General features: G+C 62.4%; 17 protein-coding genes. 10 read left to right on the forward strand and 7 right to left on the reverse strand.

Annotated features, from left to right (window positions below):
- Window positions 1-4 precede the first annotated feature (4 nt).
- Window positions 5-979 (forward strand): endolytic transglycosylase MltG, encoded by a 975-nt coding sequence (gene mltG / locus B5J99_RS10465; RefSeq protein ID WP_117352359.1) that lies wholly within the window; start codon window positions 5-7, stop codon window positions 977-979.
- 21 nt (window positions 980-1,000) lie between these two features.
- Here mltG and B5J99_RS10470 read toward each other — a convergent pair whose 3' ends face one another.
- On the reverse strand, window positions 1,001-1,420 hold the full coding sequence (locus tag B5J99_RS10470; protein WP_054134453.1) for a hypothetical protein: 420 nt from the start codon (window positions 1,418-1,420) through the stop codon (window positions 1,001-1,003).
- A gap of 223 nt (window positions 1,421-1,643) precedes the next feature.
- Between B5J99_RS10470 and B5J99_RS10475 the strand changes: the two genes are divergently transcribed.
- Together B5J99_RS10475 and B5J99_RS10480 are read left to right on the forward strand one after the other, a co-directional pair.
- A complete protein-coding gene (locus tag B5J99_RS10475; RefSeq protein WP_054134452.1) occupies window positions 1,644-2,189 on the forward strand; it encodes a peroxiredoxin in 546 nt (181 codons plus the stop codon).
- A gap of 107 nt (window positions 2,190-2,296) precedes the next feature.
- Complete coding sequence (locus B5J99_RS10480; RefSeq protein ID WP_117352360.1) at window positions 2,297-2,818, forward strand: 2'-5' RNA ligase family protein; 522 nt, start codon at window positions 2,297-2,299, stop codon at window positions 2,816-2,818.
- 6 nt (window positions 2,819-2,824) lie between these two features.
- On the opposite strand, the gene B5J99_RS10485 is transcribed toward B5J99_RS10480, so the two are convergent.
- Window positions 2,825-3,310, reverse strand: coding sequence for a hypothetical protein (locus B5J99_RS10485; protein WP_117352361.1), 486 nt, complete (start codon window positions 3,308-3,310; stop codon window positions 2,825-2,827).
- 270 nt (window positions 3,311-3,580) lie between these two features.
- Here B5J99_RS10485 and B5J99_RS10490 point away from each other — a divergent pair, with 270 nt between their 5' ends.
- Genes B5J99_RS10490 through B5J99_RS10500 form a run of 3 tightly spaced genes read left to right on the forward strand, consistent with a single transcriptional unit; the run spans window position 3,581 to window position 8,220 of the window.
- Complete coding sequence (locus B5J99_RS10490; protein ID WP_162892558.1) at window positions 3,581-4,942, forward strand: hypothetical protein; 1,362 nt, start codon at window positions 3,581-3,583, stop codon at window positions 4,940-4,942.
- Entirely contained in the window at window positions 4,942-6,543 is a 1,602-nt protein-coding gene (locus B5J99_RS10495) for an SUMF1/EgtB/PvdO family nonheme iron enzyme (RefSeq protein WP_117352363.1), read from the forward strand. The genes B5J99_RS10490 and B5J99_RS10495 overlap by 1 nt, the downstream gene beginning before the upstream one ends.
- Before the next feature lie 3 nt (window positions 6,544-6,546).
- A complete protein-coding gene (locus tag B5J99_RS10500; RefSeq protein ID WP_117352364.1) occupies window positions 6,547-8,220 on the forward strand; it encodes a caspase family protein in 1,674 nt (557 codons plus the stop codon).
- 272 nt (window positions 8,221-8,492) lie between these two features.
- Here B5J99_RS10500 and B5J99_RS10505 read toward each other — a convergent pair whose 3' ends face one another.
- The 4 genes from B5J99_RS10505 to B5J99_RS10520 all read right to left on the reverse strand — a co-directional run bounded on the left by B5J99_RS10505 (window position 8,493) and on the right by B5J99_RS10520 (window position 14,017).
- A complete protein-coding gene (locus tag B5J99_RS10505; protein WP_021691210.1) occupies window positions 8,493-10,487 on the reverse strand; it encodes an ATP-binding protein in 1,995 nt (664 codons plus the stop codon).
- Window positions 10,480-11,877 carry an SIR2 family protein gene (locus tag B5J99_RS10510; protein ID WP_021691209.1) on the reverse strand — a complete coding sequence of 466 codons (1,398 nt, stop codon included), beginning with the start codon at window positions 11,875-11,877 and terminating at the stop codon, window positions 10,480-10,482. The genes B5J99_RS10505 and B5J99_RS10510 overlap by 8 nt, the downstream gene beginning before the upstream one ends.
- 38 nt (window positions 11,878-11,915) lie before the next feature.
- A complete protein-coding gene (locus B5J99_RS10515) occupies window positions 11,916-12,470 on the reverse strand; it encodes a hypothetical protein (RefSeq protein WP_040716731.1) in 555 nt (184 codons plus the stop codon).
- 239 nt (window positions 12,471-12,709) lie between these two features.
- Window positions 12,710-14,017, reverse strand: a complete 1,308-nt coding sequence (locus tag B5J99_RS10520; RefSeq protein WP_040716730.1) for an NAD(P)/FAD-dependent oxidoreductase — start codon at window positions 14,015-14,017, stop codon at window positions 12,710-12,712.
- Between the two features lie 49 nt (window positions 14,018-14,066).
- Here B5J99_RS10520 and B5J99_RS10525 point away from each other — a divergent pair, with 49 nt between their 5' ends.
- Both B5J99_RS10525 and B5J99_RS10530 read left to right on the forward strand, forming a co-directional pair.
- Entirely contained in the window at window positions 14,067-14,690 is a 624-nt protein-coding gene (locus tag B5J99_RS10525; RefSeq protein WP_021691207.1) for a TetR/AcrR family transcriptional regulator, read from the forward strand.
- Between the two features lie 17 nt (window positions 14,691-14,707).
- Window positions 14,708-15,388, forward strand: a complete 681-nt coding sequence (locus B5J99_RS10530) for an efflux RND transporter periplasmic adaptor subunit (protein ID WP_117352366.1) — start codon at window positions 14,708-14,710, stop codon at window positions 15,386-15,388.
- Between the two features lie 29 nt (window positions 15,389-15,417).
- Here the strand turns inward: B5J99_RS10530 and B5J99_RS10535 are convergent.
- A protein-coding gene (locus B5J99_RS10535; protein WP_117352367.1) for an IS3 family transposase occupies window positions 15,418-16,589 on the reverse strand; the annotation gives its coding sequence in 2 pieces (ribosomal slippage) (window positions 15,418-16,337 and window positions 16,337-16,589; 1,173 coding nt in all).
- Between the two features lie 109 nt (window positions 16,590-16,698).
- On the opposite strand from B5J99_RS10535, the gene B5J99_RS19545 reads away from it, so the two are divergent.
- Together B5J99_RS19545 and B5J99_RS10540 are read left to right on the forward strand one after the other, a co-directional pair.
- A complete protein-coding gene (locus B5J99_RS19545; RefSeq protein WP_162892560.1) occupies window positions 16,699-17,097 on the forward strand; it encodes a permuted SH3 domain-containing protein in 399 nt (132 codons plus the stop codon).
- Between the two features lie 14 nt (window positions 17,098-17,111).
- Window positions 17,112-20,180: an efflux RND transporter permease subunit gene (locus B5J99_RS10540; RefSeq protein WP_021691204.1), complete on the forward strand. Its 3,069-nt coding sequence runs from the start codon at window positions 17,112-17,114 to the stop codon at window positions 20,178-20,180.
- Window positions 20,181-20,246 lie beyond the last annotated feature (66 nt).

A 20,246-nucleotide genomic window follows, 5' to 3' on the forward strand; every position in this document is an offset into this window, starting at 1 on the left:
CATCATGCTGCGCCGATTGGGATGCATCGTTCTGGCCGGAGCCGCGGCCCTGGTGCTGTTGATCGGCGGCAATTTCTATTGGGGCTGGACGGGTGAAGGCCCGGCGCAGCAGGAATTGGCAATCGTCATCCCCGCGGGCAGCTCGCTTGCCCGCGCAGCCCAGGTGCTCGAGGACAAGGGCGCGATCAGTTCGGCAGGGGCCTTCCTCAACCGGGCCAAGGTGTTCGGCGGCGATGATCCGATCAAGGCGGGCGAGTTCGTTATCCCCGCACGCGCCAGCAACGCGCAAATCCTCAACATCCTGCAGGGTGGCGAGGTCGTGCTGCGGATGGTCACCGTTCCCGAGGGCATGCCCAGCATCCTGGTGCAGGAAAAACTGATGCGCGAGCCGCTGCTTACCGGCGAGGTTCCGGTGCCCGAGGAAGGATCGCTGCTGCCCGAGAGCTACAGCTTCGAGCGCGGTGAAAAGCGCATCGCGGTGATGCTGCGGATGCAGAAGGCGATGCAGGACACCATCGCGGAACTGTGGCCCAAGCGCTCTCCCGAAACGGTGGTCAAGACGCCCAAGGAAGCGATCACGCTGGCCGCGATCGTCGAGAAGGAAACCGGCAAGCCGTCCGAGCGCCGGATGATCGCAGGGGTCTATTCCAACCGCATCCGCAAGGGCATGATGCTGCAGGCGGACCCGACCATCATCTACCCGATCACGCGCGGCAAGCCGCTGGGGCGGCGCATTCGCCAGTCCGAGATCGCCGATGTCAACGACTACAACACCTATGCGATGACGGGTCTGCCCAAGGGGCCGATCACCAACCCGGGGCGTGCCTCGATCGAGGCGGTGCTCAACCCGGCGCGGACCGAGGCGTTGTATTTCGTCGCCGACGGCACCGGCGGGCACGTCTTCGCCAACACGCTCGCCGATCACAACCGCAATGTCGAAAAGTGGTTCGCACTGCGCAGGGCGCGCGGCGAGATGTAGTCTGTTTCTGCTGAAGAAGCCCTAGCGGCTCCAGCGGCGCTTTTTCGCAGTCAGTGCAAGCCAGATTTCAAGCGCGATCGATCCTGCGATCAGCGCCTGGAAGCCCAGAACCTCGGCCGTGAGATTGGCCGGATCGCCAAACAGCCACGCGTTCTGCAGCACCAGACCAACGGCCGAAGCGATGAACAGCCACAACGCGACATGCCGCCGCAGCAGCAGCGCGATGACGCCCGCCGTGCCCGCAACGGTGGCGAGCACGAAGCCGTAGAACGCGATCGCGGGACGCGCGGCGTATATCGCCTGCTGTTCCGGCGCGAGCTTGCTCACATCGCCCAGGCCGATCACCGGATCGTACAGCAACGCGATGAGACCGATGACATTCCAGGCAAGCAACGCGATCGCCAGCAACCAGAACCAGCCAAGCGGGCGGGACATCAGCATTCAGAACCTCCAGAAACATTCAAAATGAAGCTTTCTGCTCATTTTGGCAAGCATGTCACGTAACCATGCATCGGGTCCAACCGGACTGTCGCCGGGAATGCGGCCAACTCATCGAAAAAAGCGATCAGGCCAGTCCAATCAATTCATTTCACTCCGTGCGGCAGGGTCGCTACATGCTGCGGTGCAAAAACAATTTTCCCCCATCGTTCAAAGGAGTTCTACTATGATTGGACGTCAGGTCCCCAATGTGTGCCTCAAAACGCGTGTGCGCGATGAGAGCATCGAAGGCCCCAATCCGTTCCGCTGGCAGGACCAGCTCACCGGCGATCTGCTTGCCGGCAAGCGCGTCGTCATCTTCTCGCTCCCCGGCGCGTTCACGCCGACCTGCTCGACCTCGCAGGTCCCCGGCTTCGAAGCGCTGTACGACGATTTCCGCGCGCAGGGCATCGACGAAATCTACTGCGTGTCGGTCAACGACGCGTTCGTGATGTACCAGTGGGGCAAGTCGCTGGGCGTCGAAAAGGTCAAGCTGCTTCCCGATGGCTCGGCCGACTTTACCCGCCGCATGGGCATGCTGATCCGCAAGGACCATGTCGGCTTCGGCGAGCGCAGCTGGCGCTATGCCATGGTCGTCGACAACGGTGTGGTCACCGACTGGTTCGAAGAGCCGGGCATCAACGACCACGGTCTGGACAGCGATCCCTATGGCGAAACCGCACCTGAAAACGTGCTCGCCAAGATCAAGACGAAGCAGCTCGAACTCGCATAAGCGAGAGCGCTCGCAACATACCCTGACGGGTCGCAAGCGGGGGGCGCGGAGCAGAGATGCACCGCGCCCCCTTTGTATGTTGCGCAGGCCAAGGCTAAGGCATCGTCATGCGACGCGAACCGATCATCATGACTGCCAGTATGGGCGCGGCGGATCAGGCCTGGGCCAATGTCCTGCGCCGCGCGCATTATCCGCCCGAGCGCAATGTGCTCGATGCGCATGTCACGCTGTTCCACCATTTGCCGGGTGCCTATGAGGCCGAGGCGGTGGCGCGCGCCAAGGCGCTGGCGGCAGAGTTTGCTGCCCCCGATGCCCGGCTGAGCGAGGTGATGAACCTGGGCCGCGGTGTTGCCTATCGCATCCATTCGCCGGGCCTGCTGGCGATCCGCGACATGATGGCAGAAGGGCTGCACGGCCTGCTGACCGCGCAGGACCAGGGCCAGCCCAGGCTCCACATCACGGTGCAGAACAAGGTCGAGCCGGCAGCGGCCAAGGCGCTGCTGCAACAGCTGAGCGCCGAATTCCTGCCGCGTCCGATCGCAATTACCGGGCTGGCGCTGCACCGCTATATGGGCGGACCATGGGAGCCGATCGGCGACTGGCGCTTTCGCGGCAAACAGCGCGCCTGAGCCGGGTCAGCGCCCCAGCGCGCGCGCTCCGGCTCTGACCGCCAGAACCAGCGTCGCAATGATCGCCGTGCCGGTGAGGGCGAACTTGAGCGGGGTCAGCACCGTCTTGGCATCCAGCAGATCGGCACGCCCGCTCAGCGCCAGAAGTTGCACGATATTCTCGGCGTAGTCCGCGACTATCCCGGCCAGCATTGTCAACGCGACCCAGCCCGCCGGTGCGCCGCCCAGCCGGACCGCAAGCCCGGCGAAGAAGGCGCCATAGGCCAGCGGATACAGCCCGTCATAGATCAGCGTGGCATGCGCGTGCACATCGCGCTGCCACGGTGTCAGCTGCGCCAGAAAGGCGCGGGCCTGTGTCCCGTTCAGCGTCAGGTCGAGCATCCCGCCGATCGCATCGCCCGTCTGTCGCAGCAATCCCGCCAGCAACACCATCGCGCCAAAGCTGATGGCGAGCACCGAGGTGCGGGAAAGGCGGGGAACGGCATCTGGCATCGAACCACTCCTAAAGCTGGCGCGGGTGATCCGGGCGGCTGCGGCAGTGCCACCATGCCCCGGCGCACGCGACAGGGCAATTGCCGGGTGTATCGCGCAGCACGAAGCGGGACGCCCCGCGAAACGGCGATTTGTCGCGGTTTGCGACAATTTGCCACAGCGCCCCCGCGAGGCCAACGGTTCAAGCTGGCTCAGTGGCCGGACTGCGACGGGGCAAGGCAACGCCCGTGTTCCGGCCCATCATCAGGTGTCTATTCCAAGGGGGAATACGTGTCCAAATTGAAATTCGGCAGCGCGCTCGCTGCCTGTGCGGTGCTGTGCGCCGGTACTTCGGCCTTTGCCCAGCAGGCGGGCCAGCCGGTCCCCAACATCGCCAATTACCAGGAGCTCAGAAAGTCGTTCCGCATCGGCATCCGCGTCAACAACCAGCTCAACGGCTTCGACCAGTCGGCCCGCTTCGAGCAGGACACGATCGACGACATCATCGACTTTCTCGACCCCAGCGTGATCGCCACCGTGGTCGGCTTCCAGAATGCCCAGCTGGGCGCGGTCTCGGGCGTGTTCGACATTCGCGGCGCGACCGCGGTGGCGGGCTATCTGCAGAACAGCGCGCTGCTGACCGTATCGATCGTCTCGCCGACCGGTCAGCTGGTGACCCAGCGCAATGGTGCGGCGTGTACATTCACCTTCAACGGGGTCAACCGGCAGCAGGCGTTCAACGCGTTCGATGCCGCGGTGGACGATGAAGGCACGCCGACCTCGCAAGCGCTGCTCGGCTGTCTGGCGCGTTCGTTCACGCGCTTTTCGCCCGCAGATCCGCTGGCGGGCAACCCGGGCAGCCTTCAGGCGCAGCTCACCCGCAGCGCGCTCGATCTGACCAATGGCGATTCGCTGGTCGAGCAGGACGCACAGCCGGAGGGCGCGAACACGCCCAACGATCCCTGGCTGATCGGCGCAACCTACAACACCGGTTCTGCCGGCCGTTTCGACATCGGCCGGGTGGATGCCCGCGTTCAGCGCAGCTTCCGCATCTTCGAGGGCAACCGCGCGTTGCTCAAGTTCGACCTGCCGTTCAACTATGCCCGGATCAACGGCATCGACAGCTACAGCGCGCAGATCGGCCTGGGGCTGGAAATCCCGCTGATCGAGCGCAAATGGTCGATCGAGCCGCGCATCGGCTATGGCGCGGTCTATTCTGAAAATGCCGGCTCTCTTGGGCACATCCTGCAGGGGTCGATCACCAGCCGCTATGTCATCGACGGGATCGGCCGGGGGCGGCTGATCGTCGGCAACATGGTCGGCTATGGCCAGACGCTCGATACGCCGGGGACGCAGGCGAACATCAACCCCGACCTCAAGAACTGGTCATTGCGCAACGGCGTGGCCTATGACCTGCCGCTCAAGGCGCGGCTGTTCAGCCGGGGCAGCTCGATGCGCGCAAGCTATGCCTTCACCCAGTATTTCGGCAGCGATCTGCGCAACGACAGCTTCCACGAGGCGACGATTTCGTTCGGCATCCGCGGGCGGGAGGATTCGGTGCGGGCCACGCGTGACCTGATCCGGATCAACTTCAGCACCATCCAGGCGCGCGGGTACAGCACCTACAGCGCGGGTATCGGCTTCCGCTTCTGATGCTGCGGCTCGTCCCGTTGCTGGCGCTGGCTCTGGCCTCTTTCGGGGCGTGGCTGATGTCGGCGCCAGATGCCTTCGGACAGAGCCAGGCGCGTGAACCGCGCCTGGCTCTGGTCATCGCCAATGGCAACTATCGCGGGTTCGACCGGCTGCAGGCGACCTTCGGCGATGGCGAGCGGATCGCCGCGGCGCTTTCGGGCACCGGCTTTGTCGATCCCGGCGGCGGCGCGGTGCGCACCCGCCGCGACCTGAGCGCGGCCGAGATGGAGGCGGAGATCGCCGCGTTCCGCGCCGCGCTTGCCACCGCTGGGCCCCAGGCCTTTGGCGTGCTGTACTTCTCCGGCCATGGCGTCGCACTCGGCAGCGGCGGCGATGTCCAAATGGTGCCGGTCGATGGCTCACCGGTCGGACTGGCGGCTGGCGGATCGCTGTCGCGTTCGGCTGTCACCCGCAACCTGATGGGCTCGGGCGCGCGCACGGTGCTGGTGGTGCTCGACATGTGCCGCAACACGATATCGCTGCCGGTACAGCCAATGTCGACCAGCGATGCGGTCACCGGCGGCGATACGCTCGTCCCCGGATCGAAAGGCCTGCGCCGCGTGATCCGCTCTGCCGAAAGCAGCATTCGGCCCGATCAGGGCTATCTCGTCGCGTTCTCGACCAGCGCCGACCAGTTCGCGTTCGACAATGGCATCTTCTCCAAGGTGCTCGCCGAGGAAATCCGGCGCCCGCAGCAGAACATTGCCGATGCGATGAAGCGCGTGTCGGATCGGGTCGCCATGGCCAAGGCGGCAAGCTTCCAGAAGCCGACTTTCGATTATGGCCTGCAGGGCCAGCCACCGTGTTTCGTCTCGTGCGATCCCAGCAGCGGCAACCGCTTCTATGACTGCGCCAACTGCCCCTGGATGCGGATCATCCCGGCGGGCAAGGGGGTGATCGGTTCGCCGGTGTCCGAACCCGGGCGCGGCAAGGACGAGGCTGCCCAGCAGGCCGCGGTGATCGCGCGCGACTTCGCGATGGGGGTGTACGAGGTAACGGTGGCCGAGTGGACCGCGTGCGTGCGCGACGGCGGTTGCCCGAAGCTGTCGACCTGGGCGGCGGACAATCCCAACCCGCTGATCCCGGCGACCAGCATCAGCCATGACGATGCGCTCTCGTTTCTGGGCTGGCTGTCGCGCCAGTCGGGCCGGGCCTATCGCCTGCCCAGCGATACCGAATGGGAATATGCCAGCCGGGCAGGGGCCAGCAGCGCCTTTCCCTGGGGCGACAGCATCACCCCTTCGGAAGCCAATTACGATCACACCGCGCGCTACCAGGGGTCTCCGACGTCGCCCTATCGCGGCTATCCCGAGGCGGTGTCGGGCTACCCACCCAACAGCTTCGGTCTCTACCAGATGCAGGGCAATGTCTGGGAATGGACCTCGCAGTGCCTTGATGCGGCCTGTCGCAACCGGGCGGTGCGCGGCGGATCGTTCGAAAGCGTTCCCGCAGCTTTGCGCTCTGCCAACCGTTTCGGCGTGGCTCCAACCAAGCGCCGCGACGATGTCGGGTTGCGGGTGGCGCGCGATCTGGAACCGGACGAAGCCGGGGTGGGCGGCTGAGCCATGCGCGCTGCCTTGCGCCTGTGCAGTCTGGTTCTCGCGCTGGTCGCCGGGGTCGGCTCGCTACCCGCCCATGCCGAGACCCGCGCAATCCTGGTGGGCGTGTCGCGCTATCAGTCGGCCAGCATTCCGGACCTTGCCGGACCTGCAAATGACGTGTCCGCGATGGAGCGGCTCGCGCGCAGTCTTGGCGCCAGCGACATCGTGACGCTCGCCGATGGCGCGGTCACCCGCTCCAGCGTCGAGACCGCGATCCACGACATGGGCCAGCGCAGCCGCAGCGGGGATTGGGTGCTGTTCTATTTTTCGGGTCATGGCGCGCAGGCGCGCGCGCAAAATCCTGACGAGACCGATGGCGCCTATGACCAGTTCGTGCCGCTTCCGGGCTTCGATCCTGTGGGACAGGATCCGGAAAGCTTCATCGTCGACAAGGACTTCTATGCGTGGATGAAGCGCTATCTGCCGCAGGATGTCGCGATCCTGATGGTCGTCGACAGCTGTCATTCGGGCACCATGCACCGCGCCATCGATCTGCGCACCTTCGCCTTCACGCCGCGCATCGCCTTCCGCCCCGGCGAAGCGCGCGCGATCGAGCTGGTGGCGCGGCCCGGGCCAAGGCTGGGTGCGCTCGGGGCGGACGCGACGCCGGGCGTCGTACCCGGCGAGATTGCGGTGCCCAGGCGCGAGGACCTGCCCAATCTGGTCTATATCGGCGCATCGCGCGACGATCAGCTGGCGCTGGAAGCGGCGCTGCCGCAGGAGGGCGCACCGCAGCGCGGCGTGCTCACCTATGCGCTGGAACAGGCGCTCAGCCTGCCGGGCAGCAACGATCAGTCGCCGGTGGCGGATCTGGATGGCGACGGGCTGGTCACGGTGGTCGAGATCGGCTCCTATCTCAACAGCCAGGTGCGCATGCTCACCGCGCAGCGGCAGGAAAGCACGTTGTTCTTTCCCGCAGGCTGGGCCGAACGCCCGGTGTTCGCGGCAGTGCCCGTTCCCCGGCTGAGCTTCGATCTGCCTGCCCCTTATGTGATGATCGCCGGGCAGGGCGACGACCTTGCCACCGCCCCGCAGGACGCCGCCTGGCAGCTGGCGGCATCGTCCAACGATGCCGATTTCCTGTGGCTGCTGGGCTCGCGCGAAGTGCTGCGCAGCTCGGGCGATGTGGTGGCCAGCGGCATCGCCAGCCAGGCCGCCTTTGCGGGCGTGATGGACAAATGGCAGGCGATCCTGACGCTGCGCCCTTTGGTGTCCGAGCTGGCGATGCGGTTGACGGTGAACCCGCTGGGGTCGGACGCGCTCTATGGCGAGGGTGCGCCGATCGCGGTGGCGCTGGCCCGCACTCGGCGCAGTGGGGGGCCGCGTTACGCCACAGTGTTCAACCTCGCCTCGGACGGCACGGTGCAACTGCTCTATCCGCTGGCCCCCGATGGCGGAGGGCAACTGGACGATGCGCTGCAGCAGTCGCTGCTGGAGACGGTCGTCGTGCCGCCGTTCGGGGTCGATCACCTTGTAGCCCTCGCCACCCCGGAGGTTCCCGAAGCGCTGCGCGCCGCCTTGCGAAACGCCGATGGCCAGCGCGCGGCAGGCGGCCTGGCAGCGCTGATCCGCGCAGAGCTCAAAAAGGGGCGTGGCAAGGCCTCGCTGTCGATCGCGGAACTCTACACGGGCAACTGAACGCCGCGCCAGGCGAGCCAGGGCGCGCGCGACGGCGGCGGTGCAGAGCGGCTTTTGACAAGGGCTGCTGGGGGGTACTGGCGGGCCACGCCCGATGAGGATGGGCACTATACCTACGCTATCGCACTATGATTGGGCCACCGTGTAGCGTCTTTCTCCGCCGATTGTCGCCGTAGAGGGCAGCGGCCTGTTCGCCTAGGTGGTCCCCATTTCTAGTGTTTTGAAATGAGCCGCTGCACAATGCCATGAGCAGGGCTGGCGAAACCTGCGCGTCAGGCACCCCACGCATCGATGACCTGCGACAGCGGGAACGGATTCTGTTCCTTGCGCCACTCATGATAGGGCGCGGCCGTCTGACTATAAGGGCCGGGTTGAGGCCGGTCGAATTGAACCCGCGTCGGAATATGAAAGGCGCTACCGAATACGATTGCCTCGCCTGACGACAGGATAGTCACCTGATCGAGCAGCCGTCTCGCCTGCATTGGAATGATGCGCCGGAAATGGTCGATATCGTCAGGATTTTGTAGGCGATGGCTGATAAAGTTGGCGCACTGGCTGATGATCGTCTGGCTGATCTCGCTCGGCCGCTGGCTGGCGATGATGAGTGAAAGGCCGAATTTGCGCCCCTCTTTGGCGATGCGCTCGTATGTCAACCGCGCTAGGCGATGACCGCGATCCTCGTCTGAGCGGGCCGGGCGGGCATAGTTGTGCGCCTCTTCGAGAACAAGCACCCACGGATGCTTATAGCGCGAGGCTGCGGGCAGGCGCTCACGCGCCTCCAGCAACACCCGCCCGATCACCGCGCAAGCATAGGGAAGAACCTCGTTGCTCAACATTGACAGGTCGAGCACCGAGACTTTCGGTCCCGTTGCAGCACCAAGCCCGAAGCGTGCGAACCATGAGGACAGCTTCTCGATCTTCGTATCGGTCTCCTCATAGTTGAGGAAGGCGCGCCATCGCTTGTCGTCGAGGCGGGTTTTCAGCCGCAGCTTCAACGTCGTCAGGTGGGCATCGACGCGAAACGTATCCTCCTTGGATACGGCCCGATTGATAAGCGATGGATCGGTCAGGGTTGCGCGGGCGATCGGCAACGGAGAGTCCGCAGTGCGTGCACCGGCCTCCGCCGTGCCGCTACCACCGACGATCTTGGCGCGAATCGCGTCTTTCAGCTTCTCCGCCTCCGCAGCTATGGCGGCCTGATTGTTCATGACCTCGGTGTTGAAATCGTTAGCTGACCTATGAGCGGTAAACAGGCCAGCGAACGGGTCTGTATCAATGTCTGTATCGGCGAGGTGGCCGACCACGGCATCGCAATAGGAGCCGGCTGCCTTCTTCTTGATCTTCGTCAGTTCGCTCAAGAGCTGGTCGAGCGCGCTCATGCCATTCTGAAACGCTCCCATGCTGGCGGCGGCGGTGGCACTGCCGCCCTTGGCAATCGCCCACCAGTCTTTCAGCACGGGCTCCTGCGTTTGCTCCGACGCGCTCAGCCACGCACAGATTTCTTCGGCGTTCAGAAACCAGAGCGGAAGGCTGAACTCCTTGCCATTGAGGTAGATGCGATCCGGCAAGCGTTGCGCCGCTTCAGCCGTCGGGAAGGCCTTGGCATACTCGCCATTGATGTCGAGGATGAAGACGTGCGGCTCCTCGGCCGCGCCATCGAGCGCAGCCATCGCCTTCTGGATCAGGCTCGACACCGAGAAGGATTTGCCCGAGCCGGTATTGCCCACGATCGCGAGCGGCCGCGAGAACAGGTCGTTATAGGAGGCCCGCACGACGTTGCGGTCTTGGCCGGTCGGGAATCCGATCTTCAGATCGCAATCGAAATCCTTCGCGTCATAGTCCTCTGGCTTGTTGCGCCGCGGTGGTATCTCGAACACCGCGCGAAGGATGTCCGGCGATCCGATCTCCGCGGGAGTGTCGAGTGTTGGCAGCACCGAGATGCCTGGACTGAAGGTAGGCTCCTCGTCCTTGTGCTCGATCGTGCCCAGCAGCTGTACGCTGGCAACGCGGCGTGGTTTCATCAGTTCGAGGTTTAGATCGTCCCCGCTACCGGGATCGAAGGTCTCGCGAGCTTCCAGATCGGTGATGATGCCGATGACCGTTTCCCCCGCACCGAGCGAGAAGGTCAGATAGGCGTTGATTGCGATGGCCGCCTGCACGCCGTCTAGCGTGGCGCGTAACGCCGACCGAGTTTCGGGCAGCAATTCGACCTTCACTCGGAAGCCTTGAACCGACACGATGTGCCCGACGAGGCGCGGATTATCCATCCGCGCCCTCCGTGTCCGCTCCGGCTGATGTTGCGGACGAAGCGATCTGCTTTTCGAAGCGGCGCAAGCGAAGGAAGTCGTCGAGCCACTGCACGTCGGGCATCACCGTTCGCGCAAAGTCGTCGAAGGTCGCGAGCTTGAATGGTGTTGCTGAGAAGGCATCCGTCGTCGGACATAGGACGAAGGCGCGCTTACCGAGATCCTTGTATCGCCGGATGCGTGCGATCACCGGACTGTTCGGATTTGGTTCGACTACCAGCATCACAAGCGACGGATTCATGAGCGCATTCTCGATGATCCGGCTGACATGATCGTCGCCGAAGCCATAGCCCAGCACGAGGAGGAAGGTCTGGGGGATGCCGAGCCGCACCTGAAAGGACCGGAAGAGGTGAGCGTAGGGCATCGCAAGCGTCTGAGCGAATTTGTTCGCGGTCGGTAGAATCCCGACCGAAGGCGTCCCTCCGACCAGAGACAGAAGCGACGCGGCTTTCTGCTCGGCCGTCATGGCGGCGTAGGTCTGAAAAGGGGTCAGATCAGGATGACGCGCGCGCATCTCGGTGCCCTGCTCGAACCAGTGGATCGAGCCGTGGAGCTTGTAGAAATGCAGGAACTTGTCGAAGCGCCGTACACGGCCCTCCGCCACCTCGCCCGGATAGTAGATGTCCAAACCATAAACGGAAGGGTCGAACCGGCCGGCTGCGCGGCCGGTGAAACCGTCAAAATACTGGACGCCGAGCAGCTCCAATGCCTGCTCGAAAAGCGTGTCGTAATTGAGCGTGAAGAGATGGGTGCGTCCGAGGTTGCTATCGCGAGCCACGAGTTTGGATAGAAATGCAAGATGCGGCACGATGCCATCAGCGGACGCGGCCAGCCCCGTATCAGGGAGCGAAAGCGCGCACTCGGCGAAAATCGCCATGCGAAGGCGATCGACGAGCCAACGCAGATCGGCGACGCTGGGCGCCGGCGTACTGGGCCACGTCACGGCGGAAAATGGTCCGCCCGTAGACTCCGCGACGACCAGAGCATTGGCGACGAACGAAAGCCATGCCTCGAAACCGATCGGGTCATCATCGTCGAAGGCGGCGAGAAGGACAGCGTTCTTGCGGGCTTCGATGATAGCAGCGACCGAGGCGGGGATGTCGGGCAGCGCCTGGATCGTGGCGAATACAGCCGTTTCGAGATTGGCCATCGTCTTACCGCCGACGGAAACCGACGTGCCCGATCCCGTCAGAACGACGAGATTCTCCATTCGTAGCCATTCGGATATGAGCGCTTGAAGGCGGACACGCCCCTGCTTCTGATCGAGACCCGCCAGTAGGTTCCCGATGCCGCCGTCTTCAGCGAGGCCAATGAGCTGATATTCGATAGGTGCCGGCGGCACGGTCGTCATAATATTCCCCCAGTCAGTCCCCGCGATCGTGACTGGCCTTAGCCGAATACCTCCGAGCCTGCACCACGCATATCCATCACGAGCTTTTCGGCGAACCGGCTCGCTATTCGATGAGGAGCATGATTTGCTATTCCCGAGCTGATGCCGGGGCACGATTCTTGATAGCGATCTTCACACCATCGGCGCACATTGTCGCGGAGCGCCCGGTCGCTAAGTATGAACGCTGCGACGCTGACACCGATCACCATCCGTCGAATGGCGGTAAACGGATAGCGGCTTGAAAGCTCCAATCCGTAATCGCGCGCGCTCAGCATGGTGTGAGCTTGCCAACGTGTCTCTGGGCGGTGTCTGAAAAACTGCTCCACAGCTTCGATTTGGCGATCTGATGGAAGATCGGAGTTCAGACTACCAACGACCGGGAACGTCTGCTGGACCGTAAAGGTCTCGACGTCGCCCTCACGTCCAACGAAGCGGACAATCTTCTGCCGGCGGCGATTAGCGGGCCGGTTCTTTCGGCGATAACATTTGCCCGCTGCTGCAAGGTCGAGCGTGAATTCTTGCCTGGCCGTTAGATCGTGAGATTCTATCGTCATGTCGCCATGCCTCCGGCGAAATATGGAAAGCGGGTTGCTTACAACGCGGCCGTGGTGTCGCTGGGTACATCGTCGCGACCGACACGCGCTGGCATAGATCTCGGTGATTTACCGCAGGGCGCGTCTCCTGGCTGCAATCCAGTTCAAGTGACATCGGCGGATGCCGACAAACTCATTGCGCTACTCGGCACGGAGTATTTGAGACGGTCATGCATTTACCGAACTAAGCCGCCAGAAGATCAATCGAGGCGGATCGCCGAGCGCAGCCGCATGTTGAGACGATCCACCATCCAGACAAGACTTCCGCGCCAAAAACCGTACAACCGTGCCTGATGGCTGCGGTACAGCATTGCATGGCTCAACTGGGCCAGTCTTCCTCTTATCGTCGTTCCCTTGAATAATCCGTATTTTCCGAGTGAGCCAAAAGCATCATATTCGGCAAGCGATACGAGAGAACCGAAATCCCGATAGTTAAAATCAGGCGGCCGCTTTCCACGCGAGATGACGGCGGGAAGATGACGAATCAAATGCTGCGCCTGCTGGTGGGCGACCTGCGCCGTTGGCGGCAGGGGACGTTCCCCTTGGGACAAGGTAAGGCTTGAGCAATCTCCGAGTGAAAAAATGTTTGGGTCCTGTGTCGTCTGCAGTGACGGCAGCACGACAAGTTGGTTGCCTCGGGTGCTCTCGAGTCCATCGAGATTGGTCAGAAAAGCGGGCGCTTTCACGCCGGCAGCCCATACTTTGAGAGACGCGGTGACCGTTGGGCCATCGTCAAGCTCGAAGCCTTCCGTCGTTGCCGCACTGACCTTAGAGTTAGTCATCACCCTGATGCCGATACTCTCAAGCCTCTCCTCCGTTGCCTGCGAGATGTCGTCTGGAAAGGCCGGCAACAAGCGTGGCCCACTCTCGATCAGGGTGATCCTGATCCGGGATGATAGTGCTGGGGCGCCGTAGGCCTCCGCGATCTGCGTGAGTTGCATTAGTTCGGCCGCGAGTTCGACGCCGGTCGCGCCACCGCCTACTATTGCGATGGATAAGTCCTGTTCCTGCGCGACGGATTGCAGCATCCGAATACGGACTTCACGGTTGAATGCGTCAGCCTGCAAGCGGGAATCAATTTTGAAGCAATATTCCTGTACACCAGGTGTTCCGAAGTCATTGGCCTCGCTTCCAACCGATATGACGAGAGTGTCGTAGGCGATTTCCCTTGCAGGAACGAGCAACCGACCATCTGGAGCATGGAGCGGAGCGAGGCCTATCGTGCGATTGGCCCGATTGAGACTGCACATCTCGCCAGGCTGATATTCGAAGCCAGCATCTCGGGCTTGTGCGAGATAAGGCGTCTGCTGTTGAGATATATCACGTGTACCTGCCGCGATCGTGTGAAGCATCGGCTTCCAGATATGGGCGGAATCACGATCGACCAATATGACAGCCGGCATACTCTGATCGTTCTTCGACCGGCGTCCGAGCGAGGTGGCAATTTCGACCCCTGCTACTCCACCACCCACCACAACGATCCTTCTGCGCCGCCTGTCGACATTCATAAACGATCTCCAGATTGACATTAGGTTAGTGATAGCTCACATAAATCGAATGTCCAAATCGAATATCGCTGCACGCCGTGGCCGACCGGCCGATCCTCAGGCACGTGCTAAGCGTCGCTCACAGATTCTGGAGGCTGCGCATCGATGCTTTGCGCGGAAAGGGTTTCACCTTACGACCGCCGCGGAGATCAGTGCTGAAGCCGAGATAAGTGTTGCCGGCCTCTATCAGTATTTTCCGAGCAAAGACGATCTCATTCTAGCTCTGATCGAGTTAGATCTCGCCGAAAGCGTTGGCCTCATCGAAGTTCTGATGGCCAGTGAGAACTTTTTTGATGGTGCTGAAAGCATACTCCTCTTGGCTATGCAGGACGAACGGCAGCAAGCCATGTCGCGCCTTCGGCTAGAAATTATAGCTGAAGCGAGCCGCAAACCGGAAATTGCTGAGATTGCGATCTCCTGCGACCAGCGTTTTACCACGGCGATGGTTCGAGCCGTCACTTTGGCACAAGCAAAAGGCCAGATCGCAAGTTCAGTCGATCCGTATGAGCTAACGATCGCATTTAACTGTATAATGGATGGGCTGTTCGGGCGCATTTGTTTACCCGGTTACGCTCGCGCTCAGTTAGTGACTGCTTGCGTCGATATGATGCGCCGCGCCGCCGTACCAATCTGATTTCTAAGGACTAACACATGTCAAACACGGCCATAGATTGCGTGCCATATATTAGTAAGGCCTCAGTTATATCAGTTCGCCGCTGGCTGATGATAGGGTCAGTTGTGCTGGCATCAGGGCAACTCGCCGGGTGTGGATCATCCCAGCCAGAACCTGCGCCGCTCAGGACGGCTCTCACGGCGACGGTGCAGCAAGCTAGTTCAAGCGACACCCAGATCACTGGCATCGTCCGATCATTGGGGTCTTATGATATTGCCCCCGAGAATCCTGGGCGGCTTGTTCGGCTAAGAGCAAACATCGGCGATAGGGTCGCGCAGGGTCAAATTCTTGCAGAATTCGACGCGGAGCCATTCCGACTTCAGGCGTCCCAGTCCCGAGCGCAGATGCAGGCCGCGAATGTTGATCTGGATGCTGCCCGCCGTGAGGCAAAACGTCTTGAAGGGCTTGTTGAGGCTGGCGCGGCGGCGCGGCAGGATCTTGATGCCGCAAGGACAAACGTCAGCCGTGCGGAAGCACAGCAGCGGGCTACCTCCGACCAAGCTGCGCTGAATGCCCGTGCCTTGGCAAAAACCCAATTACGCGCGCCCGTGGCCGGGGTGATTACGGCTCGTCAAGGCGAGCTTGGCGCCATACTTCCGGCTGGGGCCCCCGTGTTCTCGCTGGAAGGTGCGGGTGAACGCGAGATCGTTGCTTCGTGACGTGAGCCCCAGCTTTCCCCCAGCTGGGATTAGAGCCGAGCGGTTGTTTTGCGCATCAGCGCGGTTGAAGCAATGGGCTGCATAGCGGAGCCCGTAGGGCGTAGCGAAGCAGGCCATTGCTTATCCAGTTTGGCGGCGAACGCCGCCGGGGTTGCATAGCCAAGGGACGAGTGCGGTCTCTCCCGGTTGTAATCCTCGACCCAGGCAGCGATCTCGACCCGGGCGTGGGCGAGGCTCATGAACAGGGTCTCGTTCAGCAGCTCATCGCGCATGCGGCCGTTGAAGCTCTCGACGTAGCCGTTCTGCATCGGCTTGCCCGGCGCGATGTAATGCCACTCGACCCCGATCTGCGCTACCCAAGCGAGCACGGCATTGCTGGTGAGCTCGGTGCCATTATCGCTGACGATCATGCCGGGCTTGCCCCGCTGGGCGATCAGCCGGGTCAGCTCGCGCACGACGCGGTGTCCGGAGATCGAGGTATCCGGCACAGCCGCCAGGCACTCCCTGGTCACGTCGTCGACCACATTGAGGACGCGGAACCGTCTGCCAGAAGCCATCTGGTCATGGACGAAGTCCAAGCTCCAGCGCTGGTTCGGTAGCGCCAGCACCGGAGCCGGTGCCCTGGTCCCGACAGCACGCTTGCGGCTGCGCCGCCGCCTCACCGCCAGACCTTCCTCACGATACAGCCGCTGGGTCTTCTTGCGGTTGATCATCACACCCTCCCGGCGCAGCAGGATATGCAGGCGGCGGTAGCCGAACCGGCGTCGCTGGTTGGCTAGCCCGCGCAGCTTCTCGCGCAGGGCACCGTCATCATCCCGGATGGAACGGTAGCGCACGCTCTTGCGATCAGCATCGATGACGCGGCACGCCCGCCGCTCGCTCATCCCATGGCACGCTTGGAGATGAGCGGCAGCTTCCCGCTTCGCGGCGGGCGTCACCACTTTTTTGAAAGCAAATCCTTCAGAGCCACGTTGTCCAGCATCGCATCGGCCAGCAGCCGCTTGAGCTTCGCGTTCTCGCTCTCGAGCTCCCGCAAACGCCGGGCCTCCGACACCTCCATCCCCCCATACTTGGCCTTCCAGTTGTAGATCGTCGCTTCCGACACACCGTGCCGCCGAGCAAGATCAGCGGTCTTCGCACCCGCCTCCGCCTCCTTCAGCACGCCAATGATCTGCTCTTCTGAAAACCTCATACGCTTCATCGTCTGTCCTTCCTTCAGGCCAGACTCTAATCGCTCGTGGAGGAAAATCAGGGGGTCACGTCATTCGGTCTCCAGCGCGACGGCCGAACAGCTACGCATCGGAACGATCGTGCGTTTCAATATCGGTGGTTCGGGCGGGCAAGCTCGATTGTCCGGCCTTTCTCCGCGATCTGCCGGTGTGGATGCACAGACAGCGCGGTTCACCATCGTTTCAGGCACCGCAGCACCCGGAGCGGCCGTCGAAGTTCGCTTGCCAGCCGGAGGAGCCACCAACGGCGATTTGATGCTGCCTTTGTCGGCCGTCATCGCTGACCGCTCCGGTGCCCGCCGGGTTGTCGTTGTCGGTCAGGACGGTCGAACGACGGCAGAACCGGTTCAGATCATCAGCGTCTCCTCTGCGGGCGCGCTGGTGCGGGGACGGTTATCTCCTGGCCAGCGCGTCATTGCCACTGGCGCTGAACTCATCAAGGCTGGCGAACGTGTTCGCCCGCTCACCTTCACGCCTTGAACGCGGTAGGCATCATGTCCCTCACTGAAATCGCCATGAAGCGGTCACGCTTCACTCTGACCGGCGCCGTCGCCTTGCTCATCGCAGGCTTGGTGATCCTGATCGGATTCCCCGCCACCGAGGAGCCGACCGTCCCGTTTCGGGCTGCCACAATTGAAGCCTATCTTCCGGGCGCAACACCTGAGCGTCTGGAGAGCCTAGTGGCCAAGCCGCTCGAAGAGCGTGTGCGAACCGTTGCCGAAGTCAAAAAAATGGAAACGACTCTGCGCCCTGGCGTGGTGATCATGACCATTGCGCTTCACAGCAATGTCAGTCCTCAGCGCGTAAACCAGGTCTGGCAGACCTTGCGCGCTCGAAGCCAGGAGGCCGCAGCGCTCTTCCCGGCAGGCACGATCGGCCCAGTCCTCAACGATTCCTGGGGCCGGGTATCAGTTATGACCCTTGCGCTTACTGGCGAAAGTTACAGCCAGGGTCAGCTACAGGAAGCTGCGCGCGCGGCACGATTGCGGTTGCAAGGCGTGACCGGCGTTGAGCAGGTCTCGCTTCACGGTGTGCGTGAAGAACAAATTTACATTGAAATATTGCCAGCGCGCCTCGCTGCGGCTGGCATCAGCCTGGAAGCCGTCGCCAAGGCGATCGGTGATCGGAACATGGTGGTGTCGGCCGGCGAGCTCGATGTGTCCGGACGCACTCTGATGCTTGATGCCTCCGGTCAGCTCAAGACAGCCTCTGCGGTCGGGGCTGTACCCGTCGCCCTTCCAGGCGGAGGTTCCGTCCCGCTTTCCACGATCGCCAAGATCGAACAACGCCCCCAGGACCCTCCGACGGCTGCTGCCGTTTTCGACGGCAAACCGGCGATCGTACTCGGCGTCTCGATGCGCACGGGCCTGAACGTCGTCGATTTCGCTGACGCGCTCCGCGCGGGAGTCGCCTCCGCACAAGCAGACCTCCCGATCGGGATGACCCTTTCCCCGATCACCGATCAGGCGGAGGTCGTGGGCCACAATCTGCAGAAGGTCGGCAAGATTTTCGCGGAGACGGTCGTCATCGTCATGGGTGTCGTCGTCGTGTTTCTCGGTTGGCGTGCTGGATTGGTCACCAGTGTGATTGTGCCGCTAACGGTCCTCGGCACTCTTCTGGTGATGAGCGTGCTTGGGATCGAACTGCACCAGATCTCAATCGCCGCCATCATCATCGCGCTTGGTATCTTCGTCGACAATGCCATCGTGGTAGTCGAGGATTATCAGCGACGTATTGGAGATGGCGAAGCCGCCGAATCCGCTGCTATCCATGCGGGCAAGACTATGGCCGCGCCGCTGCTGGTTTCGTCTCTGGCTATCATCCTGGCCTTTACCCCGCTGGTGGCCGGGTCGAGTGAAACTGCCGAATACATGCGCAGCCTCGCTATTGTTCTCGGCGTCACATTACTCCTGTCGTTGTTTCTCGCCCTGACGGTCGTGGCACTACTCTGCAAGATGTACATCAAAGCCCCTCACGAGGAGCATGAGAAGGACGACTGGATCGGGCGGCTCAGGCGCTGGTACGGGCGCAAAGTACTAATCATTGTCGGCCGTCCAGCAACTGTAGCTGTCGCAATGGTTGCGCTCCTCGCAGGGGCGACCGTCCTCAATGGCCTCCTGCCTCAAGGGCTGCTGGGTCCGTCTGACCGTGCCCAGGTACAGATTCCGATTGAGATCGCCCCCGGAGGCGCCACTCGGGAAAGCCTGAGGGTGGCTCAGGAAATCTCGGCAAGGATAAGCGATCGGAAGGCGCATCCGGAAGTCGTCAGCAACGTGGTTTATGTCGGCGACGGTGGACCGCGGTTCATTCTTGGCCTCAACCCGCCTCTGCCGGCTGGCAACCGCGCCTACGCCGTCGTCAATCTTGCCAAGGGCGCTGATAGCGATGCTGTCGTGCGCGAACTGCGCGACGATCTCACCACCCGTTTTCCGCAGGCGCGTATCGAGCCCAAGCGCTTTTCCCTGGGGATGTCGGAAGCCGGCAAGGCGGTGTTCATTCTTACAGGGCCCGATCGCGACACATTGAGCAAGGCTGCCGAGAAGCTCAAATCGGCACTGCGTACAGTGCCGGGGACGCTCGACGTCCGAGATGATGCTGAAACGGTGATCCCGCGCCTTGTCGTAGATATCGATCGCGCACGCGCGGAAGCCGCCAGCGTCACGCCGGCCGACACGGCGCGTGCCCTGCAAGCGGCTTACTCGGGGGTAACGGTCACCACATTGACCCGTGGCGAACTCACGACCCCGGTCGTATTGCGCGCCGATGCGACGCTGCGCCTTTCGCCCGACGCAATCTCGGCGACGCTGGTCAAGCCGGGCGTTACGCTTGGCGATATCGCGACAGTGCGCCTGGCCGATCAGGACAGCGTTTTAAATCGCCGCAATCAATACCCCACGATTATGGTTAGTGCGCGCCACCCCACTCTGACGGCCCAGGCACTGACCAGCAAGGTCGCCGACGCGGTCGCCAGCCTCGACCTGCCAGCCGGGCATTCGGTGATCCCGGGGGGTGAGATCGAAGAATCTGCCGAAGCCAATGGCGGCCTGATCCAGTATTTGCCGATAGCACTCTTCGGCATGGCCGGACTGTTCCTGTGGCAGTTTGGTAGCGTCAGGAAGACGATGATCGTCATGGCCTCGATCCCATTCGTCATCATTGGGGCGACCTTGGGTCTGTTCCTCGCCCGTCAGGAGATGAACTACACCGCCACGCTCGGTCTGCTGGCGCTGGCTGGAATCATCGTCAACAATGCGGTTCTACTGCTCGAACGAGTAGTCGAGGAGCGGGCCAACGGTGCCGGTCATGTCGATGCCATCGTCCGTGCAGCGGAGGTCCGTTTGCGCCCGATCATCATGACCAAGCTTACCTGCATTGTCGGTCTTCTGCCGCTGTTCGCCTTCGGCGGCGATCTTTGGCGACCGATGGCAGCCGCGATGATCGGAGGCCTGGCGCTCGGCACGCTTATCACTTTGGTCCTGATCCCGGCGCTCTATTCGCTGTTGTTCCACCGCCTGCCGGCTTTGCGAACCCGTTCTGCCCCGCCTCAGGAGGCTTTGTCATGAGATCGCAAGTTGTCTTACTCGCTTCGGCTGCGCTCGCGCTAAGCGGTTGTGTCAGTCTCTCTGAGC

It is taken from the genome of Blastomonas fulva, from assembly GCF_003431825.1.
Lineage (GTDB): Bacteria > Pseudomonadota > Alphaproteobacteria > Sphingomonadales > Sphingomonadaceae > Blastomonas > Blastomonas fulva.